The organism is Bradyrhizobium sp. BRP23, assembly GCF_020194135.1.
GTDB classification, from domain to species: Bacteria; Pseudomonadota; Alphaproteobacteria; order Rhizobiales; family Xanthobacteraceae; genus Bradyrhizobium; species Bradyrhizobium yuanmingense.
In genome coordinates, this window is record NZ_JADYVW010000010.1 from 104,902 (window position 1) to 129,133 (window position 24,232).

27 protein-coding genes, 1 tRNA gene and 1 riboswitch are annotated in these 24,232 nt (G+C 65.4%); of the genes, 19 read left to right on the forward strand and 9 right to left on the reverse strand.

What is annotated here, in order from left to right:
- The first annotated feature begins 28 nt into the window (after positions 1 to 28).
- From pstC to phoB, 5 genes are read left to right on the forward strand one after another with little or no spacing between them, the layout of a single operon-like run.
- Positions 29 to 1,018: a phosphate ABC transporter permease subunit PstC gene (gene pstC / locus I6F24_RS25785; protein WP_036001678.1), complete on the forward strand. Its 990-nt coding sequence runs from the start codon at positions 29 to 31 to the stop codon at positions 1,016 to 1,018.
- A 4-nt stretch (positions 1,019 to 1,022) separates the two neighbouring features.
- On the forward strand, positions 1,023 to 1,868 hold the full coding sequence (pstA, locus tag I6F24_RS25790; protein WP_036001676.1) for a phosphate ABC transporter permease PstA: 846 nt from the start codon (positions 1,023 to 1,025) through the stop codon (positions 1,866 to 1,868).
- Positions 1,865 to 2,686 carry a phosphate ABC transporter ATP-binding protein PstB gene (gene pstB, locus I6F24_RS25795; RefSeq protein ID WP_036020413.1) on the forward strand — a complete coding sequence of 274 codons (822 nt, stop codon included), beginning with the start codon at positions 1,865 to 1,867 and terminating at the stop codon, positions 2,684 to 2,686. The genes pstA and pstB overlap by 4 nt, the downstream gene beginning before the upstream one ends.
- An 11-nt stretch (positions 2,687 to 2,697) precedes the next feature.
- Entirely contained in the window at positions 2,698 to 3,414 is a 717-nt protein-coding gene (gene phoU / locus I6F24_RS25800; protein WP_036001670.1) for a phosphate signaling complex protein PhoU, read from the forward strand.
- A gap of 22 nt (positions 3,415 to 3,436) precedes the next feature.
- Positions 3,437 to 4,144, forward strand: a complete 708-nt coding sequence (gene phoB, locus I6F24_RS25805; RefSeq protein ID WP_008143479.1) for a phosphate regulon transcriptional regulator PhoB — start codon at positions 3,437 to 3,439, stop codon at positions 4,142 to 4,144.
- Between the two features lie 299 nt (positions 4,145 to 4,443).
- On the opposite strand, the gene I6F24_RS25810 is transcribed toward phoB, so the two are convergent.
- Positions 4,444 to 4,956 carry a GcrA family cell cycle regulator gene (locus I6F24_RS25810; RefSeq protein ID WP_036001664.1) on the reverse strand — a complete coding sequence of 171 codons (513 nt, stop codon included), beginning with the start codon at positions 4,954 to 4,956 and terminating at the stop codon, positions 4,444 to 4,446.
- A 459-nt stretch (positions 4,957 to 5,415) separates the two neighbouring features.
- Here I6F24_RS25810 and I6F24_RS25815 point away from each other — a divergent pair, with 459 nt between their 5' ends.
- The 3 genes from I6F24_RS25815 (at position 5,416) to I6F24_RS25825 (ending at position 8,832) form a co-directional block, all read left to right on the forward strand.
- Positions 5,416 to 6,624: an aspartate aminotransferase family protein gene (locus I6F24_RS25815; protein ID WP_225152076.1), complete on the forward strand. Its 1,209-nt coding sequence runs from the start codon at positions 5,416 to 5,418 to the stop codon at positions 6,622 to 6,624.
- On the forward strand, positions 6,624 to 7,559 hold the full coding sequence (argF, locus tag I6F24_RS25820) for an ornithine carbamoyltransferase (RefSeq protein ID WP_036042744.1): 936 nt from the start codon (positions 6,624 to 6,626) through the stop codon (positions 7,557 to 7,559). The genes I6F24_RS25815 and argF overlap by 1 nt, the downstream gene beginning before the upstream one ends.
- A 265-nt stretch (positions 7,560 to 7,824) precedes the next feature.
- Positions 7,825 to 8,832 carry an Hsp33 family molecular chaperone gene (locus I6F24_RS25825; protein ID WP_109142180.1) on the forward strand — a complete coding sequence of 336 codons (1,008 nt, stop codon included), beginning with the start codon at positions 7,825 to 7,827 and terminating at the stop codon, positions 8,830 to 8,832.
- A 188-nt stretch (positions 8,833 to 9,020) separates the two neighbouring features.
- Here I6F24_RS25825 and apaG read toward each other — a convergent pair whose 3' ends face one another.
- Positions 9,021 to 9,413, reverse strand: coding sequence for a Co2+/Mg2+ efflux protein ApaG (gene apaG / locus I6F24_RS25830; RefSeq protein WP_024337101.1), 393 nt, complete (start codon positions 9,411 to 9,413; stop codon positions 9,021 to 9,023).
- A gap of 195 nt (positions 9,414 to 9,608) precedes the next feature.
- Between apaG and I6F24_RS25835 the strand changes: the two genes are divergently transcribed.
- From I6F24_RS25835 to I6F24_RS25845, 3 genes are read left to right on the forward strand one after another with little or no spacing between them, the layout of a single operon-like run.
- Positions 9,609 to 10,865 carry an OpgC domain-containing protein gene (locus I6F24_RS25835; RefSeq protein WP_036020420.1) on the forward strand — a complete coding sequence of 419 codons (1,257 nt, stop codon included), beginning with the start codon at positions 9,609 to 9,611 and terminating at the stop codon, positions 10,863 to 10,865.
- Positions 10,865 to 11,644 (forward strand): lipolytic enzyme, encoded by a 780-nt coding sequence (locus tag I6F24_RS25840; protein WP_036020422.1) that lies wholly within the window; start codon positions 10,865 to 10,867, stop codon positions 11,642 to 11,644. The genes I6F24_RS25835 and I6F24_RS25840 overlap by 1 nt, the downstream gene beginning before the upstream one ends.
- 12 nt (positions 11,645 to 11,656) lie before the next feature.
- Positions 11,657 to 12,646, forward strand: a complete 990-nt coding sequence (locus tag I6F24_RS25845; protein WP_036020425.1) for an SGNH/GDSL hydrolase family protein — start codon at positions 11,657 to 11,659, stop codon at positions 12,644 to 12,646.
- Positions 12,647 to 12,763: 117 nt separating this feature from the next.
- On the opposite strand, the gene I6F24_RS25850 is transcribed toward I6F24_RS25845, so the two are convergent.
- Complete coding sequence (locus I6F24_RS25850; RefSeq protein ID WP_036020428.1) at positions 12,764 to 13,951, reverse strand: O-succinylhomoserine sulfhydrylase; 1,188 nt, start codon at positions 13,949 to 13,951, stop codon at positions 12,764 to 12,766.
- Positions 13,952 to 14,027: 76 nt separating this feature from the next.
- Positions 14,028 to 14,107: riboswitch (SAM riboswitch) on the reverse strand.
- A 110-nt stretch (positions 14,108 to 14,217) separates the two neighbouring features.
- On the opposite strand from I6F24_RS25850, the gene I6F24_RS25855 reads away from it, so the two are divergent.
- The 4 genes from I6F24_RS25855 (at position 14,218) to I6F24_RS25870 (ending at position 18,810) form a co-directional block, all read left to right on the forward strand.
- Positions 14,218 to 15,324, forward strand: coding sequence for a 2'-deoxycytidine 5'-triphosphate deaminase (locus I6F24_RS25855; protein WP_036020430.1), 1,107 nt, complete (start codon positions 14,218 to 14,220; stop codon positions 15,322 to 15,324).
- Positions 15,325 to 15,429: 105 nt separating this feature from the next.
- Entirely contained in the window at positions 15,430 to 15,843 is a 414-nt protein-coding gene (locus I6F24_RS25860; RefSeq protein WP_035996379.1) for a PAS domain S-box protein, read from the forward strand.
- 105 nt (positions 15,844 to 15,948) lie between these two features.
- Entirely contained in the window at positions 15,949 to 17,001 is a 1,053-nt protein-coding gene (locus I6F24_RS25865; RefSeq protein WP_225152078.1) for a hypothetical protein, read from the forward strand.
- A gap of 366 nt (positions 17,002 to 17,367) precedes the next feature.
- A complete protein-coding gene (locus I6F24_RS25870) occupies positions 17,368 to 18,810 on the forward strand; it encodes an MATE family efflux transporter (RefSeq protein WP_036020448.1) in 1,443 nt (480 codons plus the stop codon).
- Here the strand turns inward: I6F24_RS25870 and I6F24_RS25875 are convergent.
- From I6F24_RS25875 to I6F24_RS25895, 5 genes are all read right to left on the reverse strand, one after another.
- A complete protein-coding gene (locus I6F24_RS25875) occupies positions 18,807 to 19,283 on the reverse strand; it encodes a hypothetical protein (RefSeq protein ID WP_036020431.1) in 477 nt (158 codons plus the stop codon). The two genes, I6F24_RS25870 and I6F24_RS25875, sit on opposite strands and share 4 nt — an antisense overlap.
- A 114-nt stretch (positions 19,284 to 19,397) precedes the next feature.
- Positions 19,398 to 19,799, reverse strand: a complete 402-nt coding sequence (locus I6F24_RS25880; RefSeq protein ID WP_036020433.1) for an SRPBCC family protein — start codon at positions 19,797 to 19,799, stop codon at positions 19,398 to 19,400.
- Positions 19,800 to 19,949: 150 nt separating this feature from the next.
- On the reverse strand, positions 19,950 to 20,309 hold the full coding sequence (locus I6F24_RS25885; RefSeq protein ID WP_035996395.1) for a VOC family protein: 360 nt from the start codon (positions 20,307 to 20,309) through the stop codon (positions 19,950 to 19,952).
- A gap of 58 nt (positions 20,310 to 20,367) precedes the next feature.
- Entirely contained in the window at positions 20,368 to 21,207 is an 840-nt protein-coding gene (locus I6F24_RS25890; RefSeq protein WP_225152080.1) for a helix-turn-helix domain-containing protein, read from the reverse strand.
- A gap of 9 nt (positions 21,208 to 21,216) precedes the next feature.
- A complete protein-coding gene (locus tag I6F24_RS25895; RefSeq protein ID WP_225140688.1) occupies positions 21,217 to 21,795 on the reverse strand; it encodes a methylated-DNA--[protein]-cysteine S-methyltransferase in 579 nt (192 codons plus the stop codon).
- Between the two features lie 172 nt (positions 21,796 to 21,967).
- Here I6F24_RS25895 and I6F24_RS25900 point away from each other — a divergent pair.
- The 4 genes from I6F24_RS25900 to I6F24_RS25915 all read left to right on the forward strand — a co-directional run bounded on the left by I6F24_RS25900 (position 21,968) and on the right by I6F24_RS25915 (position 23,678).
- Positions 21,968 to 22,041: transfer RNA gene (locus I6F24_RS25900), tRNA-Gly, on the forward strand.
- Between the two features lie 83 nt (positions 22,042 to 22,124).
- The gene (locus tag I6F24_RS25905; RefSeq protein ID WP_225152082.1) at positions 22,125 to 22,457 is read left to right on the forward strand and encodes a hypothetical protein; all 333 of its coding nucleotides are present in this window, start codon (positions 22,125 to 22,127) and stop codon (positions 22,455 to 22,457) included.
- 135 nt (positions 22,458 to 22,592) lie between these two features.
- A complete protein-coding gene (locus I6F24_RS25910) occupies positions 22,593 to 23,174 on the forward strand; it encodes an XRE family transcriptional regulator (RefSeq protein WP_074447667.1) in 582 nt (193 codons plus the stop codon).
- A gap of 24 nt (positions 23,175 to 23,198) precedes the next feature.
- Entirely contained in the window at positions 23,199 to 23,678 is a 480-nt protein-coding gene (locus tag I6F24_RS25915) for a GNAT family N-acetyltransferase (protein WP_225152084.1), read from the forward strand.
- Here I6F24_RS25915 and I6F24_RS25920 read toward each other — a convergent pair.
- Positions 23,675 to 24,202, reverse strand: coding sequence for a DUF1003 domain-containing protein (locus tag I6F24_RS25920; RefSeq protein WP_036020463.1), 528 nt, complete (start codon positions 24,200 to 24,202; stop codon positions 23,675 to 23,677). The genes I6F24_RS25915 and I6F24_RS25920 overlap by 4 nt on opposite strands.
- Positions 24,203 to 24,232: the final 30 nt, after the last annotated feature.

Below are 24,232 nucleotides of genomic sequence, written 5' to 3' on the forward strand. Positions count from 1 at the left end.
ACGGGTATAGGGGATCGGCGTGGCTGAGATGGCTGTTGAGAGCAATGTGATTGATGCTGCCGGTCCATATGATCGCGCCAAGGCCTTGAGCGCGTTCAAGCTCGGCGACGTCACCTTCTACTGGATCACGCGGTTGTCCGCGATCTCGGTGCTGCTGATCCTCGGCGGCATCATCATCTCGCTGATCGTCGGCGCCTTCCCGGCGATCCAGGAGTTCGGCATCTCCTTCCTGTGGACGCAGCGCTGGGCGCCCTCGGCCGATCCGCCGGTGCTCGGCGCGCTCGGGCCGATCTACGGCACGCTCGTCACCTCCTTCATCGCGATGCTGATCGCCATTCCCGTCGGTCTGGGCATTGCGATCTTCCTCACCGAGCTCTGCCCGCAATGGCTGCGGCGCCCGATCGGCATGGCGGTTGAGCTGCTCGCCGGCATCCCCTCGATCATCTACGGCATGTGGGGCTTCTTCGTGCTCGGCCCGTTCCTGGCCAACACCTTCCAGCCTTTCATGATCAGGGTGTTCGACGGCGTCCCCGTGCTGGGCGCGATCTTCGCAGGGCCCCCGTCCTATCTCAGCCTGTTCAACGCCGCGCTGATCCTCGCCATCATGGTGCTGCCCTTCATCACCTCGATTTCGGTCGACGTGTTCAAGACGGTGCCGCCGGTGCTGAAGGAAGCCGCCTACGGCGTCGGCTGCACCACCTGGGAGGTCGTCCGCAGCGTGGTGATCCCCTACACCCGCGTCGGCATCATCGGCGGCGTCATGCTGGCGCTGGGCCGGGCGCTCGGCGAGACCATGGCGGTGACCTTCATCATCGGCAACTCGTTCCGGATCTCCTCGTCGATCTTCGCGCCGGGCACGACGATTTCGGCGGCGATCGCCTCCGAATTTGCCGAGAGCGACGGCCTGCACCAGTCCGGCCTGATCCTGCTCGGCCTCCTGCTGTTCGTGCTGACGTTCTTCGTGCTCGCTGCCGCCCGTTTGATGCTGCTGCGCCTCGAAACCAAGGCCGGGAAGTGAAGCCATGAACCCGATCTATTCGCGCCGCCGCCGCTGGGACATCGTCATTCGCGGCCTCTGCATCGCAGCCGCCGCCTTCGGCGTCACCTGGCTCGCGCTGATCCTGGTCACGCTGCTCTACAACGGCCTGGCCGGGCTCAACCTCCAGGTCTTCACAGCTGACACGCCGCCGCCCGGATCGACCGAGGGCGGCCTGCGCAACGCCATCGTCGGCTCGTTGATCATGACCGTGATCGGCGTCGGCATCGGCGCGCCGCTCGGCCTGTTCGCCGGCACCTATCTCGCCGAGTACGGCCGCAACGACAAGCTGACCTCGGTGATCCGCTTCATCAACGACATTCTCCTGTCGGCACCCTCGATCATCATCGGCCTCTTCATCTATGGCGCGGTGGTGGTGCCGATGCGCGGCTTCTCGGCGATTGCGGGCGCGCTGGCGCTTGCCGTCATCGTGATCCCGGTCGTCGTGCGCACCACCGAAGACATGCTACTGCTGGTGCCGAATCCGTTGCGCGAAGCTGCCAGCGCGCTCGGCCTGCCGCGCTCGCTGGTGATCAAGCGCATCGCCTATCGTGCCGCGCGCTCCGGCCTCATCACCGGCGTGCTGCTGGCGACCGCCCGCGTCGCCGGCGAGACCGCGCCGCTGTTGTTCACGGCACTGTCGAACCAGTTCTTCAGCCTCGGCCTGAACAAGACGATGGCGAACCTGCCTGTCACCATCAACAACTTCGTGCAGAGCCCCTACGAGTATTGGAAGCAACTCGCCTGGAGCGGTGCGCTGTTGATCACCCTGACCGTGCTTGCCCTTAACATTGGCGCGCGCATCCTTGGCGCCGAGAGGACTGCAAAATGAGTGAAATGTCTGTTTCCGTCAGCGCACCGTCCGTTCATCCCGGCTCGCAGCCCCTGCCCGAGGCGCCCGCCAAGGTCACGGCGCGCAACCTCAACTTCTACTACGGCGACCACCACGCGCTGAAGAACATCAACCTGGCGCTCGGCACCAACCGCGTCACGGCGTTCATCGGCCCGTCCGGCTGCGGCAAGTCCACCCTGCTGCGCATCTTCAACCGGATGTACGACCTCTATCCGGGCCAGCGCGCCGACGGTCAGCTGTTACTCGACCATACCAACATCCTCGACCCCAAGCTCGACCTCAACCTGCTCCGCGCCCGGGTCGGCATGGTGTTCCAGAAGCCGACGCCGTTCCCGATGACGATCTACGAGAACATCGCCTTCGGCATTCGTCTCTATGAGAAGATCTCCAAGTCCGAGATGGACGACCGCGTCGAGAAGGCGCTGCGTGGTGGCGCGCTGTGGAACGAGGTCAAGGACAAGCTCAATGCCTCCGGCCTGTCGCTCTCCGGCGGCCAGCAGCAGCGCCTCTGCATCGCCCGCACCGTCGCGGTGCGGCCCGAGGTGATCCTGTTTGACGAGCCCTGCTCGGCGCTCGACCCGATCTCGACCGCCAAGGTCGAGGAGCTGATCCAGGAATTGTCCGAGAACTACACGATCGCGATCGTCACCCACAACATGCAGCAGGCGGCGCGCGTTTCCGACAAGACCGCCTTCATGTATCTCGGCGAGTTGATCGAGTTCGACGACACCAGCAAGATCTTCACGTCGCCGAGCGATCGGCGCACGCAGGATTACATCACCGGCCGGTTCGGCTGAGGAGACGGAACATGGGTTCTGAACATACCGTAAAGGCTTTCGACAGCGACCTTCAGGAGCTCACCCGCCTGGTCGCCGAGATGGGCGGCATCGCCGAGCGCATGATCGTCGATTCCGTCGACGCGCTGATCCGCCGCGACGTCGCGCTCGGCCAGCGCGTCGTCGCCACCGACGTCGAGCTCGACGCGCTGCAGAAGCGCATCGAGGAGCGCGCCGTGCTCACCATCGCCCGCCGCCAGCCGATGGCCGTCGACCTGCGCGAGATCGTCGGCGCGATGCGCGTTGCGACCGATCTCGAGCGCATCGGCGATCTCGCCAAGAACATGGGCAAGCGCGTCGCGGCGCTGGAGACGGATTTCCATCCGCTCAAGCTGTTCCGCGGCCTGGAGCACATGACCGACCTCGTGCAGCAGCAGGTCAAGTCGGTGCTGGACGCCTATGCCGCGCACGACCTGCCGGCGGCGATGGCGGTGTGGAAGGGCGACGAAGAAGTCGACGCCATCTGCACCTCGCTGTTCCGCGAGCTCCTCACCTACATGATGGAGGATCCGCGCAACATCTCGTTCTGCATCCACCTGATGTTCTGTGCCAAGAACATCGAGCGGATCGGCGACCACGCCACCAACATCGCCGAGACCGTGTTCTACATGATCGAGGGCCAGGCGATCACCGACAAGCGGCCGAAGGGCGACATGACGACCTTCGCCACGACGGTGCCGAACACCTGACGACTTAAGGAGCTACGACCACATGGGCGCACGCATTATGGTGGTTGAGGACGAGGAAGCTCTCACCGAGCTTCTTCGCTACAACCTCGAAGGCGACGGCTATGACGTCGAGACGGTGATGCGCGGCGATGACGCCGACACCCGCCTCAAGGAGCACATTCCCGATCTGATCGTGCTCGACTGGATGCTGCCGGGCCTGTCAGGCATCGAGCTGTGCCGGCGGCTTCGGACCCGCCCCGAGACCAAGCAGCTGCCGATCATCATGCTCACCGCGCGCGGCGAGGAGAGCGAACGGGTGCGCGGGCTCGCGACCGGCGCGGATGATTATATCGTCAAGCCGTTCTCGGTGCCGGAGCTGCTTGCGCGCGTGAAGGGCCTGCTCAGGCGTGCGAGTCCCGAGCGCCTCGCCACCGTGCTCGCCTATGGCGATATCGAGCTCGACCGCGACAAGCGCCGCGTGGCGCGCTCGGGCCGGCCGATCGATCTCGGTCCGACCGAATATCGCCTGCTGGAGTTCTTCCTGGAGCATCCCGGCCGCGTGTTCTCGCGCGAGCAGCTGCTCGACAGCGTCTGGGGCCGCGACATCTACATCGACGAGCGCACCGTCGACGTCCATATCGGCCGCCTGCGCAAGCTGCTCAATCTTGGCCGCGAGCAGGACCCGATCCGCACCGTCCGCGGCGCCGGCTACGCGCTGGACGATCGCTTCGCGAAGGCTGAGCAGACGTAAGGCGCCAGCGACAGCTGGTTTGGCGAACTGCGGCGCCGATCTCGGCCGTCATCCCGGGGCGCGCGCAGCGTGAGCCCGGGATCTCAGCGCGAGCGCTTGCGCTCTTCGCGATTAGCCACAGGACGTGGTTTGGCGAAGACTCGGAGTGACCATCTCGCGCAACGATTGCGCCCCGCGGTTACGGATCCCGCATTCGCGGGGATGACACCGGGCGATTGGGAGCCGTCATCGTATGACGGCTGCAGTCTTGGCGATCAAGCTTGGCGATCAAAGCTTGGCGATCAGGGAATTCCGCAAGCTCACCGCGTGCCCGGTTTCGGTGCTGCGCGACGGCGATCCGCTGCGGGCTGATAGGCCACGCGCGAATGCTGGGCACAATAGGGCAGGCCGGAGAGCGCCTTGCCGCCGCAGAAGAAGAAATCCGGGCTCGAGGGATCGCCGACCGGCCAGTGGCAGGTCGCCTCGTTCAATTCCAGCAGCGACAGCCGCTGGCTCATCGGCACCACGTTGTCGTAGGTAACCGGCTCGGCTTCCAACTCGACCTCGAAGGCCTGCGCCAACGCGGTGTTGCCGCGCGCGACGGGGCGGGTCACCCGCATCATATGCTGCGCGGGCCGTGCCTTGCGCGGCCGCGGCGCTGCCGATGAAGGGCTCTTGGCGCGGCCGGACAGGCCGAGCCGGTGCACCTTGCCGATCACGGCATTGCGGGTCACATTGCCGAGCTCCGCCGCGATCTGGCTGGCCGAAAGTCCGGCCTCCCAGAGCTTCTTCAGCTGCTCGACGCGATCATCGGACCAGGTCAAAACCGTCATTGCACCCTTTCCCTCGCTGCGCGCCTGCCATCCTGGGGCCTTCGCAGCGAATGCTTTAGCCTTGAAAAACCCGTGCCGTCAGAATCCCTTAAGGCTCGCCGGGCGCGCTCAAGACGCCCGAACGTTTACGCCGGTACATGAGGACTTCTGGGATCAGAACTGCTGCACGAGATGTCGTATCTGACAGTCCAAACGCTACAATATGGCGTGACTCCCGCGCAAGAGTCCGCCGACTCGCTTCCACATGTTCCGTGGTGAAAAACCCGCAAAATCGGCACCGCAAGACTACGGAATCAGCGTTTCGCGAGGCTTTCCGGGCGGCATTGACACCCGTCTTGCCAGGCATAAGATAGTGCCACGTGCCGCCCTTAAAAGGCGGCACGTTTCGTTTTCCGGGGCCGGTCGATGGTGCGTCGCGCAATGCATGTCTCACACCGTCCGCAACATTCAAGTGACGTCATGACTAACAGCGCAGCGCCGCATTTGCTCCCCGTTTTCGCCAGGGCCGACCTCGGTTTCGAGCGCGGCGAAGGCTGCTGGCTGATCGCGACCAACGGCGATCGCTATCTCGATTTCACCTCGGGTGTCGCGGTGAATGCGCTCGGCCATGTCCATCCCGCGCTGGTCAAGGCGTTGCAGGAGCAGGCGACCAAGCTCTGGCACATGTCGAACCTGTTCCAGAGCCCTGACGGCGAGAAGCTCGCAAGCCGCCTCTGCAATGAGAGCTTTGCGGACTTCGTGTTCTTCTGCAATTCCGGCGCCGAGGCGCTGGAAGGCGTGATCAAGCTGGTGCGCCACCATCACTTCTCCAAGGGGCATCCGGAACGTTACCGCATGATCACCTTCGAGGGTGCCTTCCATGGCCGCACGCTGGCGACGCTCGCCGCCACCGGCTCTGCGAAATATCTCGAGGGCTTCGGTCCGCCGATGGACGGCTTCGATCAGGTGCCGCACGGCGACCTCGACGCCGTGAAGAAGGCGATTGGTCCGCACACCGCCGGCATTCTCATCGAGCCGATCCAGGGCGAGGGTGGCGTTCGTTCTGCACCTCACACCTTCCTGAGGGCGCTGCGCGAACTCTGTAACGAGCGCGGCCTGTTGCTCGCCTTCGACGAGGTGCAGACCGGCATGGGCCGCACCGGCGAGCTCTTTGCCTACAAGCGCACCGGCGTCACACCGGATGTGATGTCGCTCGCCAAGGCGCTCGGCGGCGGCTTTCCGATCGGCGCGGTGCTGGCGACCGCGGACGCGGCGGCCGGCATGGGGCCCGGCTCGCACGGCTCCACCTTCGGCGGCAATCCGCTCGCGATCTCGGCTGCCAACGCCGTGCTCGATGTCATGCTCAAGCCCGGCTTCTTCGACCACGTGCAGAAGATGTCGCTGCTGCTCAAGCAGAAGCTCGCCTCCGTGATCGATCGTCATCCCGAAATCGTCAGCGAGGTGCGCGGCGAGGGCCTGCTGATCGGCATCAAGGCCGTGGTGCCCTCGGGCGATCTCGTCGCGGCGCTGCGCGCCGAAAAGCTGCTCACCGTCGGGGCCGGCGACAATGTCGTGCGCTTCCTGCCGCCCCTGATCGTCACGGAAGCGGAGATCGAGGACAGCGTCGGCCGGTTAGAGCGCGCCTGCGCTGCGATCTCCTCCAGCCAGACCAAGCGGGCGGCAAGCTGATGAGCACGACGCCCAACAAAGCTCCCAAGCACTTCCTGGACATCAACGAGCTGCCGCTCTCGGAGCTCAAGAGCATGCTCGCCGCCTCTTCCGCCATGAAGGCGAAGCAGAAGGCGCAGCAGCCGGTCAGGCCGCTCGAGGGCAAGACGCTGGCGATGATCTTCGAGCGTCCCTCGACCCGCACCCGCGTCTCGTTCGACGTCGGCATGCGCCAGCTCGGCGGCGAGGCGATCATGCTCACCGGCGCCGAGATGCAGCTCGGCCGCGGCGAGACCATCGCCGACACCGCGCGGGTTCTGTCGCGCTATGTCGACGCCATCATGATCCGCATCCTCAACCATGATGCGCTGCTGGAGCTTGCGGCCAACGCCACCGTGCCCGTCATCAACGGCCTGACGCGGCGTTCGCATCCCTGCCAGGTGATGGCCGACCTCATGACCTATGAGGAACATCGCGGCCCGATCGAGGGCAAGACGGTGGCCTGGACCGGCGACGACAACAACGTGCTGGCGTCCTGGGCCCATGCCGCCGAGCGCTTCAAATTCCAGCTCAATGTCGCAACGCCGCCGGAGCTCGCACCGAAAAAGGCCATGCGCGACTGGATCAAGGCGACGGGCGCGCCGATCGTGCTCGGCACCGATCCGGAAGCCGCCGTGCGCGGCGCCGATTGCGTCGTCACCGACACTTGGGTGTCGATGGGCGACAAGGAGGGCGAGCACCGCCACAACGTGCTCAAGCCCTACCAGGTCAATGCCAAGCTGATGTCGCTGGCCAAGGCGGACGCATTGTTCATGCATTGCCTGCCGGCCCATCGCGGCGAGGAGGTCACCGACGAGGTGATCGACGGGCCGCAATCGGTCGTGTTCGACGAGGCCGAAAACCGCCTGCACGCGCAGAAGGGCATTTTGGCCTGGTGCTTCGACGCGGTGAAGTAGGCGCGCTGGAAGCCCGGCTGCGGCCTCACACGCAATTGTCGTCCCGGACAAGCGCGCCAAAAGCGCGCGCAGATCCGCAGGAAGTCGTTTGGCGAAGACTCGGAGTTGCCATCTCGCTCGATGACGTGGTCCTGTGGTTATGGGTCCCGGGCTCGCGCGTTGCGCGCCCCGGGACGACACCGAGCTTGCTGTAGCGTTGTGCACCCTCATCGCATCCGGAACGCGCCCCCTTCCATTTCCGCCCTCCGACCCCAGATAAAGCGCCATGGTTTCCCAGTCTCCTGACATGAACACCGGGCCTGAAGGCCCGGTTCGCGCGCCATCATCGGTTCCGATCGATGACGCCGTGCTGCCTTACGAGGTCGACGCGCTTGACGTGCGCGGGCGCCTGGTGCGGCTTGGCCCCGCGCTCGACGACATCCTCACCAAGCACGATTATCCCGCAGCCGTGGGCAAGCTGCTCGGCGAGGCCATCGTGCTGACGACGCTGCTCGGCTCGACGCTGAAATTCGAGGGCCGCTTCATTCTTCAGGCCCAGACCGACGGTCCGGTGTCGTTCCTGGTGGTCGACTACAAGGCCCCGGACCGCCTGCGCGCCTATGCGCGCTTTGACGCCTCGCGCCTGGGCACGGCCAAGGATTCCGGCACGCTGCTCGGCCGCGGCCATCTCGCCATGACCATCGACCAGGGCCCCGACATGAGCCGTTACCAGGGCCTGGTTGCGCTCGACGGCGGCAGCCTGGAAGACGCCGCCCACGAATATTTCCTGCGCTCCGAGCAGATCCCGACGCGCGTGCGCCTCGCGGTCGGCGAGGAGTGGCGCTCGAGCGACGGCGGCAAGCATCGCTGGCGCGCCGGCGGCATGCTGATGCAATTTCTGCCGAAGGCGCCGGAGCGCGCGCGGCAGGCGGACTTGCATCCCGGCGATGCGCCCGACGGCACCGAGGTGCACAGCGTCGCGGAAGACGATGCCTGGGTCGAGGCACGCTCGCTGATCGAGACGGTCGAAGACGTCGAGCTGATCGATCCCGAGCTCTCTGGCGAGCGGCTGCTCTACCGCCTCTTCCACGAGCGCGGCGTGCGCGTGTTCAATCCGCAGGTGCTCGAGGCGCGGTGCTCCTGCTCGCGCGATGCGGTCGCCGCGATGCTCAAGAGCTTCTCGCACGACGACCGCGCCGCCATGGTCAAGGACGACAAGGTCGTCGTCACCTGCGAGTTCTGCTCGTCGGTGTACCAGTTCACGCCGCACGAGGCGGGCGTCGAGGACGCCTGAGCCTACCCGCGTCGCTGCACTCGCAATGTCGAGTGGAGCAGTGCCACACGCGCGGTGTCATCGCCCGACTTGATCGGGCGATCCAGTACTCCGAGACGATGCTGATCGAAACGAGAGGCCGCGGCGTACTGGATGCCCCGGTCAAGCCGGGGCATGACAGTTGTGAGTGTTACGGCGAACTCGCCTCTCTAATTCAACACCCGCTTGTTGTCGGGGCTGTCCAGCGAAAACGTCGGCACGTCGATCTCGAAACGCTCGCCGGTTTCGCTGACCATCTGGTAGCGGCCGGTCATGAAGCCCGAGGCGGTCGAGAGCGGCACGCCGGAGGTGTATTCGAAGCGCTCGCCGGGGGCGAGGATCGGCTGCTCGCCGACCACGCCTTCGCCCTTCACCTCCTGCTGGCGGCCGGAGGCATCGGTGATGATCCAGTGCCGCGTCTTGAGCTGCACGGTCTCCTCGCCCGAATTGGTGATGACGATGGTGTAGGACCAGAAGTAGCGCGAGCGGTCGGCCGACGATTGCTCCGGAACAAAGTTCGGCTCGACGGTCACTTCGATCTGGCGGGTCACGGCGCGGTACATGGCTGTCATCATACCGAAATCCGCCCCGGGAACCAAACCCCCGCGGGCGCCTTGGCGACATCGTCCCGCCAGAATTGGCGGGAAAGCACACCACCGAGGGAGACACCCTGATGTGATCCGGACGCTTTGCGAGACGACAGCCGGACCATTACACTGCTTCAACGTCGCGATTTGCGGAAGGGTTTCCAGGCCCCGATGACCATTGCCGACCAAGTGACGGGATCGACCATCGCAGGAACCGCGGGCGCCAAGCCCGCAGGGACCAAGGCGCGCGCCGCAGCGCCGGCCATCACGCTGCCCGCCATCGGCGAGCGCGAGCTCCGGCTCGATCTGTTCCGCGGCCTCGCGCTGTGGCTGATCTTCATCGACCATCTGCCGCCCAGTCTGCTGACCTGGTTCACGATCCGCAATTACGGCCTCAGCGACGCCACCGAGATCTTCATCTTCATCTCCGGCTACACCGCGGCCTTCGTCTATGGCCGGGCCATGCTGGAGAGCGGCGTTCTCATCGCCACCGCGCGCATCCTGCGCCGGGTCTGGCAGATCTACGTCGCCCACGTCTTCCTGTTCACGATCTTTCTCGCCGAGATCTCCTATGTGGCGACCAGGTTCGAGAACCCGCTCTACACCGAAGAGATGGGCATCATGGACTTCCTCAAGCAGCCCGACGTCACCATCGTGCAAGCGCTGCTGCTGCGCTTCCGTCCCGTCAACATGGACGTGCTGCCGCTCTACATCGTGCTGATGCTGGCGCTGCCTCTGATCCTGTGGTCGATGAAATGGCGGCCGGACGTCACGCTCGGGCTGTCGGTCCTGCTCTACGCGGTGACCTGGGAGTACGACCTTTACCTGTCGGCCTATCCGAACGGCTTCTGGGCCTTCAATCCGTTCGCCTGGCAATTGCTGTTCGTGTTTGGTGCCTGGTGCGCGCTCGGAGGTGCGCGTCGCATGTCGGGCATCCTGGCCTCGCCCGTGACGATGTGGATCTCGATCGCCTATCTCATCGCGGCGTTCTACGTGACCTTGACCTGGTACGTGCCCCAGCTCTCCCAGTTCATGCCGAAGCAGATCGAACAATGGATGTATCCGATCGACAAGACCGACCTCGACGTGCTGCGCTTCGCGCACTTCCTGGCGCTGGCGGCGCTGACCGTACGCTTCCTGCCCCGCGACTGGCCGGGCTTGAAATCGCGCTGGCTGCGACCATTGATTCTATGTGGTCAGCATTCGCTCGAGATCTTCTGCCTCGGCGTCTTCCTGGCCTTTGCCGGCCATTTCGTCCTCGCCGAAATCTCCGGCGGGCCGGTCATGCATGCGTTGATTAGCCTCTCCGGAATCCTGATCATGTGGGGGGTGGCCTGGGTCATTTCGTGGTACAAGCGTGTGGCTGACAAGAGCGGTGCGAAAACCAAAAACGCCGTCGGCAACGCCGATCTGGCGGGAGGGGGCTGATGAAGGCGAAGGTTCTCCTGAGCCTGGTCCTGCTATGCGGTAACCTCGCCGCGCCCACGGCGCGCGCGGGCGATGCCGCGTCTGCCGCATCCCCTATGCCTGCGGCCTGCGAACTGCCGTCCTATCTGCTGACCAGCGAAAGCCAGCTGCCCAAGGTCGCCGAGGCGATCAAGGCCGGCAAACCGCTCGACATCCTGGTGATCGGCAGCCGCTCGACCACGATTCCGTCGTCGGAGAGCAGCTCCTATCCGGCGCGCATGGAGGCGATCCTCAAGGAGAAACTGCCGCCCTCCGAGCCGGTGCACGTCTCCGTAGAAATACAGAGCAAGAAAACGGCAGAGGAGACCGCGTCCACCTTCGTTAAGCTGATGGAAGCAAAAACGCCTACTTTGGTCATCTGGCAGACCGGGACCGTGGATGCTATCCGATCCATCGATCCCGACGAATTTCGTAGCGCGGTGACCGACGGGGTTGTTGCGTTGCAAAAGGCAGGGGCGGACGTCGTCTTGATGAATTTGCAATATAGCCCGCGCACCGAGACCATGATCTCGGCGCAGCCTTTTCTCGATAATATGCGCGTCGTGGCACAGGAGCACGACATCCCGCTGTTCGATCGTTTCGCGATCATGCGGCAGTGGAATGAACAGGGTCAGTTCGACCTGTTCAACCCGTCCCGCGGGCCTGAGCTGGCGAAGCAGGTCCATGATTGCCTTGGCCGGGCGTTGGCACAGTTCGTGATTGACGCTGCTCATCTGGAGCCGGCCCAGCAGCAAAATTGAGGTCTAGCGTTAATGAGTTCTCTCCGCCCTTTTTGCCTGACGTCATGGCTGGCCGTGCCTGCAACAGCAGTGCTGTTGTTGCTGACGCCCGCCTCGCATGCGCAGACGCCGGCTGCACAGCCGGCGACCCCCGCACCCGCCCAGTCGCCTGATCCCGCGCCCGCTACGCCGTCCCAGACCACCGTCGCCGCGAGGTCGCCCGAGCAGCGCGGCGTCACCTCGCGCGCCATCGACAAGGTGAAGGAGGTCGCAAAGTCCGCCGCCGACATCTTCAGCCGCGTGCCCTGCCTGCCGCCGAAGGGCGGCTCCAAGGCGATGGGCTCGCTGCCGCATGTTGCGAGCAAGCTGGTCGCCGGCCAGCCCGTCGTCATCGTCGCTTTCGGCTCCTCGTCGACCCAGGGGTTCGGCGCGAGCTCGCCGGAGTTCAATTACCCCAATCGTCTCGCCGCGCAGCTGCGCCGGCACTATCCGACCGCCGACATCAGCGTCATCAATGCCGGCGTCGGCGGCGAGGACGCCCCCGAGATGATGAAGCGTCTGCAGACGCAGGTGATCGACAGGCATCCGGATCTCGTGATCTGGCAGGTCGGCACCAACGCCGTGCTGCGCAATCTCGATCCTGCCGATACGGCCAAGCTGGTCGAGGACGGCATCAGCCGCATTCAGGCCGCCGGCGGCACCGACATCGTGCTGGTCGATCCGCAATATTCGCCGGCCGTCAACCAGCGCAAGGAGAGCGCCGGCAAGATGATCAAGCTGCTCGGCAACGTCGCCGAGCTCCGCAAGGTCGGCATTTTCCCCCGCTTCGAGGTGATGCGCGACTGGCACGAGAACCAGTCGATCCCGGTCGAGAGCTTCGTCATCGCCGACGGCCTGCACATGAACGATTGGGGCTATGCCTGCTTCGCCCAGCTGCTCGGCGACGACATCATCCGCTCCGTCGGCCAGATCAAGCTCGGTGTGAGCGTGCCCGCCGATGTGAGAACGTACCGGCCGATGTAGAGGTCATCGACGTAGGGTGGGTTAGGCGAAGCCGTAACCCACCGCTGTCTATCTCCGCGAATGCAGAAGAGGTGGATTACGCCTTCGGCTAATCCACCCTACGAGACCTCGCTTCCCTCACGCCTTTTCCAGCGCCGCGGTGAGATCCTCGATCAGGTCATCCGCGTGCTCCAGCCCCGCCGAGAAGCGGATGAAGCCCTCGCTGATGCCGAGCGCGGCGCGGTCCTCCGGCTTGAGGCGCTGATGCGTCGTCGTCGCCGGATGCGTGACGAGGCTCTTGGCGTCGCCGAGATTGTTGGAGATCTTGGCAAGCTTCAATTCGTTGAGCACACGGAAGGCCGCCGCCTTGCCGCCCTTCACCTCGAAGCCGACCAGCGTCGAGCCGCCGCGCATCTGCTTCTTCACCAGCGCCGCCTGCGGATGATCGGCCCGGCCGGGATAGACCAGTCGCGAGATCTTGGGATGGCTCGCCAGCACCTCGGCGATGCGCGCGGCATTGTCGGTCTGCGCGCGCACGCGCACGCCCAGCGTCTCCAGGCCCTTGAGCAGGACCCAGGCATTGAACGGCGAAATCGACGGGCCGGTCTGGCGCATGAAATTGTGGATGTGCTCGGCGATGAAGGCTTCGGAGGACAGGATGATGCCGCCGAGACAGCGGCCCTGGCCGTCGATGTGCTTGGTCGCGGAGTAGACGACGACGTCGGCGCCGAGCGCGAGCGGGCTCTGCCAGATCGGGGTTGCAAACACGTTGTCGACGACGAGCCGCGCGCCGCCCTTGTGCGCGATCTCGGCGATCGAAGGGATGTCGAGCACGTCCAGCGTCGGGTTGGTCGGGCTCTCCAGGAAGAACGTCTTGGTGTTGGGCCTCAGCGCCCGCTGCCACTGGTCGAGATCGAGCCCATCGACCAGCGTGGCCTCGATGCCGTAGCGCGGCAACAGGTCCTGGATGACGTAGAGGCAGGAGCCGAACAGCGCACGGGAGGCGACCACGTGATCGCCGGCCTTGAGCGGCGCCAGGATCGCGGTCGTCACCGCCGCCATGCCGGTTGCCGCCGAGCGCGCGGCCTCGGCGCCTTCGAGCTCGATCATGCGGCGCTCGAACATTGCAATCGTCGGGTTGGAATAGCGCGAATAGATGAAGCCGGGATCTTCGCCCTTGAAGCGCGCCTCGCACTCCTCCGCGCTGGCGTAGACATAGCCTTGCGTCAGGAACAGCGCCTCCGAGGTCTCGCCATATTGCGAGCGCAGGGTGCCGGAATGGACCAGGCGGGTTTCGGGGCGATAGGCAGCAGACGACTTCGACATAGGACCCTCTCCGACATGACCGTCGAGGCGAAAACGGTCACAAAAAAACCGGCCTGGATATCTCCACGGGCCGGGATCACAGAGGTCCCCGGCCTGTTTAGCGACTTATTTAACGTGGCTGCAAGCCGGCCGGCTCAAATCACCACGGGATAAGTGATGCTCATATTCCGCAATGCCCTTTCCGTCAAGGCGTCCATCGGATAGCCGTAAAAGACTTGTATTTCCGGCATGTCCGGATGCATTCGGCCCCTGATGAGGACCCCCGGTTGACGTTCACGGTCGCCGCCGACGCCAATGGTATCCTGCCCGACCGCATGATCGCGGCGATGGCGGAAGAAGGTCTCATCCTGCCCACCTACGACTTCGTCGAGAGCCAGATCCAGCCGGCGAGCCTCGATCTGCGCCTCGGCGACATCGCCTATCGGGTCCGCGCCAGCTTCCTCCCCGGGCCCGGTGCCACCGTGGCAGAGCGCATCGACGAGCTGAAGCTGCACGAGTTCAGCCTCGCCGACGGCGCGGTGCTCGAGACCAACTGCGTCTACATCGTGCCGCTGCTCGAGAGCCTCGCGCTGCCGCCGGAGATCGTCGCTGCCGCCAATCCGAAGAGCTCGACCGGCCGGCTCGACGTCTTCACCCGCGTCATCGCCGACGGCACCCGCCGCTTCGACATGATCGGCGCCGGCTATCACGGCCCGCTCTACGCCGAGATCAGCCCGAAGACGTTTCCTGTGCTGGTGCGCGAGGGCTCGCGTCTCAGCCAGGTGCGCTTCCGCACCGGCGATGCCATCCTCAATGCCGACGAGCTCGATGCGCTGCACGCCAGCGAGCGTCTCGTCGACATCGACCATGCCGATCTCTCGGGCGGCGTTGCCGTCTCGGTCGATCTCTCCGGCGAGAAGGCGAGCGGCTTCGTCGGGTATCGCGCCAAGCGCCACACCGGCGTCGTCGATGTCGACCGCCGCGCGGGCTACGCGGTGGAGGATTTCTGGGAGCCGATCTCGGCGCGTCCCGACGGCAGCCTGATCCTCGACCCCGGCGAGTTCTACATCCTCGCCTCCAAGGAAGCGGTGCAGGTGCCTCCCGACTACGCCGCGGAGATGGTGCCGTTCGATCCATTGGTCGGCGAATTCCGCGTGCACTATGCCGGCTTTTTCGATCCCGGTTTCGGCTATGCCGGCGCTGGCGGGCTGGGATCGCGCGCCGTGCTGGAGGTGCGCTCGCGCGAGGTGCCGTTCATCCTCGAGCACGGTCAGATCGTCGGCCGCCTCGTCTACGAGAAGATGCTGGCCCGCCCCGACGCGGTGTACGGCCAGCGCATCGGTTCCAACTACCAGGCGCAAGGCCTCAAGCTCTCGAAGCATTTTCGGGTGTAGCCCGATCCTGTAGCCCGGATGGAGCGCAAGCGTAATCCGGGAAGGTCTCACTTGTGGCGCGATCCCGGATTACGCTTTGCTCCATCCGGGCTACAAGGTGGTGACATGATTGAGCCATCCCAACTCGACGCACAGATCATCAACGACGTCGCGGACGCGCTGATCTATTCCGATCGCTCCGGCACGATCACACGCTGGAATCGCGCATCGACCGCGCTGTTCGGCTTCACGGCCGACGAAGCGCTCGGCCAGAACCTCGATCTGATCATTCCCGAACATCTTCGCGCCGCGCACTGGAAAGGCTTCGACGCCGCGCTCGCGAGCGGCACCATGAAGCTTGCGGGCAAGCCGACGCTGACCCGCGCGCTGCACAAGAGCGGGCGCAAGCTCTACATCGAGATGACCTTCGCATTGGTGCGAGACAACGATGGCGCGGTGCAGGGATCGGTGGCGATGGCTCGCGACGTCACGGAGCGCGTTGAGCGCGAACGGGCGGCCAAGGCGGCGCAAAATTCGTGATGCGGAATTGACGGAAAGCCGCGCAGGGAGGCCTGCACGCGCGTCATGTTGCCTGTCACCGGCGGCGGTGACACACTCGATCAAAACCATGATCAGGGAGCGAACATGACTATCGCACCAGACCTCGCGCAGCACGCGCAATGGAAGCGCTGGCGCGCCGTCGCCGATCTCTATCACGCTTACTTCACCGGGCTGATCCTCACCGTCGTCACGCGCCGCGGCACGGCGGATGCCGCAGAATTCGTCTTCCGCGTGTTTCGTCGCCAGCAGCAGGAGCGTTTCCTGCCGGGGCTCAGCAAGCTCGGGATCGACCATCTGCCGCCGGCGGTCGCGGCTGCGCAATACCACTATCTCTCCAACTGGATCGGCGGCGTGCATGTCGAATACATGTACGAGAGCGACACCAAGGCTTGGATCCGCTATCCGCCGCCGCGCTGGATCTGGAAGGGCACCGCGATCTGTGGTGTGCCGGGCGAAGTCTCCCGCGCCATGCTGCGCGGCTGGCACGCCAACAACGGAGTTGCGCTCGGCAATCTCAGGCTCGGCTTCGTCTGCACCAAGCAGAGCGTCGACGGCCAGGACGGGCTCGAAGGCTATTACCATCTTTACGACCATCCGCTCGAGCTCGACGAGCGCCTGGTGTTCGCGCGGCACCTGGAGGCGCCTTTGTTCGATGCGACGACGGCGCCCGCATTGCCGGTCGCGAGCTGGCCAAGACCGCGGCTGGAAAAGGCCTATCGCAATTACGCGATGGAATATGTCCGCACTGCCGCGCCCGTGATGGTGCAGCTGTTCGGTCCGGAGGATGCCGGCTATCTGCTGCACCTCACCGGCAAGCTGATCGGCATGCAATATTTCGACGAGGTCGCCGCGGCGCTGGCGACGACCCGCGGCGGCGCGCGAGAATTCGCATCGTTCCTGAACGCGCTGCTCGCCGCGCAGGATGATGCGGCCGAGATTACGCAATCGGAAGGCACGTTCGAGATCCGGCAGCAGAGCTGGAAGCTGATGGACGACATCGCCGATTATCATCGCGCCTGCGCGAAGGTGCTGGAGGGATTGTTTGAGGGTCTCGCCGCAGGCTGCGGACGGCATATCGGCGTGCAGATGCGCACCGCGGTAGGCGGGCGCCCGCCGCTGGTGTGGACCATCGGTTAGGCGACGGCCGCAACGGACTTCACCTCGCCCCGCTTGCAGGGAGAGGTCGGATTGCATCGAAGATGCAATCCGGGGTGAGGGGGAGTCTCCGCGAGTCCAGCTCTCGCCGTCTTCGCGGATAGAGCCCCTCACCCCGACGCTCTCGGCGCGAGCAAGGCTCGTCGCGGCCCCGTAAGAACGGGGAGAGGGAGAAGAACGAATTCCACCGCTTGAAATGCGCTGCCGCAGGGCACGCCTGCATCGGGCGCAGGCAGAATCGGAGCACGCCGTGCTAACACGCCTCAGCCGCGCCATTCGCGCGAACGACGCCATTGGCACACCAAGTGATTGCTGCGCTGCAAACGGCGCCTGCGCCCGGGAGAGGACATGTCCGACATCGCCGAAATCCCGGTCGATGAGCAAGAGCGCCCGCTGCCGCCGCCTCCGGCGCCGATCAGAAGCGCTCTGACGGATGGGCCGATCCTGCGGACGCTGCTCTCGCTCGCTTGGCCGAACGCGATCGGTCTGTCGGCCGGCATTTGCGTGGTGATCGCCGAGACCTCCTATGTCGGCCGGCTCGGCGTCGAGGCGCTGGCGGCGATGGCGCTGGTGTTTCCGACGATCATTCTGACCATGACGATGTCCGGCGGCGCCATGGGCGGCGCGGTGGCCTCGGCCATCGCGCGTGCGCTCGGCGCCGGCAATCGCGAGCGCGCCGGCACATTGGCCGTGCACGCGATGCTTATCGGCATCAGCTTCGGATTCGTCTTCATGCTGGGCGTGTTGATCTTCGGGCCGAGGCTGCTCGAGATGCTCGGCGGCCGCGGCGATGTGTTGACGCATGCGATCGCCTACACGCAGGTGTTCTTCGGCGGCGCCGTGCTGCCCTGGCTGCTCAACACCATGGCGGGCATCCTGCGCGGCACCGGCAACATGAAGCTGCCGTCGTTCCTGATCCTCAACTCCGCGGCCTGGCAGATCGTGCTCGGCGGCACGCTCGGTCTCGGGCTCGGGCCAGTGCCGCAGTTCGGCATGCGCGGCGTCGCCGCCGGCGCGCTGATCGCCTACACTATGAACATCGGCATCATGAGCTGGTACCTGTTCTCCGGCCGCGCGCGGATCACGCTGAAGCTGCGCGGCCTGCGCATCCAATGGGCGATGTTCTTCGACATCCTCAAGGTCGGCGCCATCGCCTGCTTCTCGCCGCTGCAATCGGTGCTGACGATCTCGATCTTCACGCACATGCTGGCGCAGTTCGGCACTGCGATCCTCGCCGGCTACGGCGTCGGCGCGCGGCTCGAATTCCTGCTGACCTCGATCGCATTCTCGTTCGGCATCGCCTGCGTGCCGATGGTCGGGATGGCGATCGGCGCCGGCCGCATCGCGCGGGCCCGGCGCATCGCCTGGACCGCCAGCGTTGCTGCTTTCGTGGCGGTCGGCGTGCCGGCGTGCCTCGTTGCGATCTTCCCCGATCTCTGGGTCAACATGTTCACCGACAGTGTGGCGGTGCGCGCGGCGAGCCATCAATATCTTTCGACGGTCGGGCCGTTCTACGCCTTCTTCGGCCTGGCAACGACGATGTATTTCTCCTCGCAAGGCGCGGCCAAGGTGATCGGGCCCGTGCTGGCGCAGACCGCGCGGCTGATCTACATCGCCGGAATCGGCTGGTGGCTGTCGAGGCACGGCGCCAGCGCGCAGAGCTTCTTCTGGCTCGCCGCGAGCTCGATGGTCGTGCTCGGCCTCTTGTCGTGCTCCAGCGTCGTGCTGACACGCTGGGGACCGCGCGAGACGAAGCCTGCGATCAAGCCGGCGCTTTCGGCTGCGGACTAGCGACGCTTGTGGCGGCGATGGCCGCCGCCGGTATTGGCGAGACGCATCAATTGCGGGATCATCGCCATCATGTCGCTGCCGCCGCTGCCGCCGAGCATGCCCATGATGTCGCCGCCGCCCATGCTGCCGATCCCGACCGGCATGGTGCCGCCGCCCATCGGCGTGTAGCCGCCGTAGCTCGGTGCACCCAATCCGCCGCCGAAATTGCCGCCGCCCATCAAGCCGCCGAGCCCGCCGCCGCCGTTCTCCATCATGCGGCTCATCATCGGCCCCATGGTCTGCATCAGCATGGCGAAGCGGCGCTTGCCCATCTTCGCCTTCATCATCTCCAGCATCGGCGCCATCTGGGTCATCATGTCCTCGCCGCCGGCTCCTCCGCCGCCGAGGAATTGCGCCTTTGCCGGCACGCTCGAGATTGAAAACAGCAGCAGCACCGCGGCCGCCTGGCAGATCACCTTGTCCGCACCTCTCATGGCATGCTCCTCGCGTGCGTGGCGCCGCCGGGAGAGCGGAGCCGACCGGACGCACGAGGGGCATGGTTAGGGCGGTCGAGGACGGGCTTCTGTGAGACAACTCACAGTGAATGATCAGGCCGAAGCGGGCGGAAACGCCTTGTGCATGGCGGCCACCGCCTCCTTGGTTTGCCCCTGAACGTAAGGCGCGAGCTCGTTCGGCAGCATGTCGATGATCCAGACGAGACGGCAGCTCGCCTCGCCCTCGGCAATGACCTGCACCGAGGCGCTGTAATGCCTCAGCCGCTCGTTGCTGATGGCATAGACGAGGCGCCGCCGCGTATCGTCGCAATCGACCAGTACCTCGCGCGCGACCGAGCCGTTGGCAAAGGTGACGATGCGCGCATCGCCGTCGAGCGTGCACGCGGTGACGAAGCCCGGCACCAGCCGCCGATGCAGCGCGCCGAAATCGCGCACCGCGTCCCAGACGTCGCGCGCGGAGGCGGGGAGGGAGATGTCGTTGTGGATGGAGGCCATGATCTCTCCTGGAATGCGTAGGGTGGGCAAAGGCGCGCTCTTCGCGCGCCGTGCCCACCATTCATCGGGCGTTGTCGCGAGCAATTGGTGGGCACGCTACGCTTTGCCCACCCTACGCGATCTCGCAATGACGGAGCGAGTGGCTAGCGCTCACACACAAACCGCCTCGACATTGTTGCCATCAGGGTCGATCAGGAACGCGGCGTAGTAGGTCGGGCTGTAATCCCTGCGTGGGCCGGCGCCGCCATTGTCGCGACCGCCGCTCTTCAGCCCTTCGCTATGGAACGCCTTGACTGCGTCGTGATCCTTGGCGCGAAACGCGATATGCGCACCATCTGCCTTGCGGCCCTTGTTCAGGTGCAGCCACAGCGCCGGCTCGCCCTTCGGCCCGAAACCGGCATAACCGTCGCCGCTCGAGCACAGGACAAAACCGAGCGGCGCCAGCACCGCGCTGTAGAAGCGCGTGGCGGCGTCGAGGTCGGCAACGCGCAATCCGATGTGGTCGTACATGTTCGTCTCCATTGCGAAGAAGCGTGCCGCGAAGGGCACGCGCCGGAGACGACCCTAGTCAGTTGAGGGCAAGCTGCTCTTGGAGAATCTTGCGCTCCCCCTTCGACGCCTGCCGGAACTTGGTCGGCGACACGCCGGCGGCGCGATGGAAGGTGCGGACGAAATTGGAGAGATCGCCGAAGCCGACGTCATAGGCGATATCGGTGACGGCGATGTCCTCGTCAGCGAGCAGCCGTGCCGCGTGGCGCAGCCGGGAGCGCACCAGATATTGATGCGGGGTGACACCGAGCACGGCCGAGAACAGCCGCAGGAAATGAAACGGGCTCAATCCCGCCTGCTTGGCTGCTTGCTCGAGGTCGAGCTCGGCATGCGAGTTGTCGTCGATCCACAGCGCGGCCTCCACCGCGCGGCGGCGGTCGCGTGCGGTGGGAGTGGCCGGCTTGCGCGCTTTGCCCGAGACGGCGTCGACAAAACGGCCGGCCAGGATCTGGCCGATCTCGTCGAGGCCGAGATCGCTGTTGCCTTCTGCTGCCGTCTGGGCCAGCTCGCCCAGCACCATCAGCTCGGGCAGCGGCGGCGTTGCGCCGATCTGCCAGACCTCGCGCCGCCCGCCGAGGGCGTCGACCAGGTCCTCGCTGAAGAAGAAGCCGAGGCAGACGTCGCCGGACACGTGCTCATGCGTGCAGGTGTATTCCTCGCCGGGGGCGCCGATCAGCATCGAGCCCGCCACCAGCTCGAAGAAGCCGGCGCGGCAATGGCAGCCGAAGCTGCCGGAGCGCACATAGGCGATGGAATGGCCGGTGCGGCATTCCGCAAACGGCCTGTCGTCCGGTCCCGCATCGCAGCGAAACTCGGAAGCCGTGATCGAGGGCGTCGTCAGGAACGTGGTGGCGTGCATCCCGCGTATTTAGGTAGGCGCGCGGGGCGGAGCAACCGGCAGCAGCACCTCGAACAGCGTCTTGCTGGCGATGGGATGGGCCCCTTCCAGCGCCAGCAGCCGCCGCTTGGAGATCACGCCGCCATAGGGCGAGAGCCGGTCGGTGTAATTGCCAGCCTCCAGCACCCGGTGGCAGGGCACGATCAGCATGAAGGGATTTTTCGCAATCGCCTGCGCCACGGAATAGGACGCGCCGGTGGCGCCCAGCGCCCGGGCGACCTCGTGATAGGTGCGTGTCTCTCCGCGCGGAATGCTGCAGGTGTACTCGTAGACGCGCCGGTCGAAGCCGGGCACCCCGCCGGCGTCCAGGCTGACCTCGGAGAAGTCGGGATCGTGACCTTGCAGCAGGCCCGTGATGCCCTCGATCGCAAGCTCGGCGTTCTCGGACGGGCGCTGCTCTCGCGCCTCGGGATGGACCTGGAAAATCCGGCGGCGGGTGTCGATCTCCCGCGCCTCCGGCAATTGCACGGCGACCACGCCGGTGCCGCTCCAGATGATGCCGCAACGGCCGATGGCCGTATCGAATATCGCGTAAGCCCGCCCCACCATGCACACGCCCCACTCAGTGCACGTTTCTCCCCGGAGAAGCGATCATAACACCGCCACAATCCGGCGCACCTGGAATCTTATCAGGACGTTAACAACCGCCCCGCTCGTCGCGCCAAACCGCTTGGCGGCAGGCGCCGTCTCGGCTAATCAAGAGGGGCGCAAAGCGCACATCGCGGGCGTAGTTCAATGGTAGAACGGCAGCTTCCCAAGCTGCATACGAGGGTTCGATTCCCTTCGCCCGCTCCAAGCTCCTGAAAAGATAGCATCGGCCGTATCCTATCCAGCAGTCGGAGCTAGGCGAACTGCAACTGGCCTCAAGGTGTTGGTCCATGTGGGCATCCGTCAAAAAGATTCTGGCGAAATCCAATCTCCTGAATCAGGCCCTGGGCGACGTCGTGTTTGAAACGCCTGAAATCAAAGGCGGATATCCACGCTCTTTCCTTCAATGGCGAGTCAAGAAGAGCGTTGAGGGTGACCAATATTTCGTCGCTCTCAGAATGCGCCCCGACGCCTATGCAGGCCCGGAAGGGGAGCCGGTCAACTATATGAACTTCGACATCGAAGCCGCGCAGCGCCTACGGTCCGATCTCGACCTTTGTATTCGCGAGTATCACCGGCTGATGGGCGATGCCTCCGCGCAGGGGCGAGCAAGGGGCGAATGACGCCGCGCTCGCGAACAGGATCAAGATTCTAATATATTGGTCTTGGAGACCCCGCATTGGCCACTCGTTGGCTTAAACTCCCTCATGCTTTGGCGGGGTGCGGTCCTCCTGTCGGGCCATATTCGGATGAAACCCATGGACCAGCAGAAACTCGATCGCGCCATCGGTCGGCGGCTGAAGACGCTGCGGACGCAGGCGGGCATGACGTTGAACGAGCTTGCAGGCCGCTCCGGCGTCAGCCGGGCCATGATCGGGCGGGTGGAGCGGGCGCAGAGCAGTGCGACGGCGGCGCTGCTGAACAAGCTCTGCGCGGCGCTCGACGTCACGCTCAGCGATGTCGTCGCGCTCGCCGAGAAGCCGCCGGAGCGCCTGGTGCGGCTGGCGGACCAGCCGCTCTGGCGCGACCCCGACAGCGGCTATCGCCGGCGGCACGCCTCGCCGCCGGATGCGGCCAGCGGCATCGAGATCATCGTGGTCGACCTTCCCGCCGGCGCGCGCGTCTCCTACAGCCCCTGGGGCCGCAACGCCTTCACCCAGCAGCTCCTGATGCTGGAGGGCGCCATCGCCGTGCATATCGACGCCAAGGCGGTGCGGCTGCGCGAGGGCGATTGTCTGGATTTCGACGTGATGCGCGCCGTGATCTTCGAGAACGAAACCAAGCAGGACGCGCGCTACGTCATCATCGTCAGGCGCGGCGCGTCCTACGGCAAGATGTGAAGGCAAAGCGTGGAGACGAGCACGATGCAGATCCGGACCGGCGACACCTATGATCCGCGCGTCGTCGCGCTGCTCGATCACCACGTTGCTGCTGCGCGGGCGCAGACGGCGCCGGGCAGTGCCCATGCGCTCGATCTCGCGGGCCTGCGTGCACCCGACGTCGCATTCTGGACCGGCTGGGACGGCGAGACGCTGGTCGCGACCGGCGCGCTGAAGACGCTTTCGACTGGCCACGGCGAGGTCAAGTCGATGCACACGCTGCAGACCGCGCGGCGGCGCGGCTATGGCGGCCAGATGCTGCGTCACATCATCACGGAGGCCCGTGGGCGCGGGATGACGCGGCTCAGCCTCGAGACCGGCTCGTGGGACTATTTCAAGCCGGCGCACGCACTCTATCTGGCGCACGGTTTCGTCGCATGCGGCCCGTTCGAAGGTTATGTCGAGGATCCCAACAGCCTGTACCTGACGCTGGACCTGTCGGCGCCGGCACACGAATCGGCTTAGGAGCGCGTCTCCTCGATCTTGTCGAGCACGCGCTCGGGGGCGATGTCCCGGGCCGCCTCCTGCAGGTCGCGCTCCGCGTCCGGCTTGACCTCGAGGCGCTCGGCGACCTGGGTGAGCAGGCGGGCAAGCTTGGTCAGTTCGTGCTCGGCGAGCAAGCTGATCTGGAGATCGAGATCGGCGCGCTTGTCGGCCGCCTCGGTCATGCGGTTCTGCGAGATCAGCACGAAGGTGGAGAGGAAGATCGCCTCCACCGAGGCGATCATCGCCAGCACGACGAAGCTCTCGTCCCAGGCCGGAATTCCCGGAATCCAATGCAGGTTGGCAATGATCCAGAACCCGAACAAGGCGAGGTGCAGGTAGACGAAGATCATGCTGCCGGTGAAGGCCGTGATCGCGTCCGCGACCTTGTCCTGCCCGCTTGCCGCCTGCTGCTCGCGGCGCCGCCGCGCCACCAGCGCCTGGATGTTGCGCTCGAGCGTCGGGCTCAGCCCCTCGCCGGAATCATGGGTGATGTCGTTACGCACGCCCCGGCAACGGCCCGCCGGGGAAGCCGT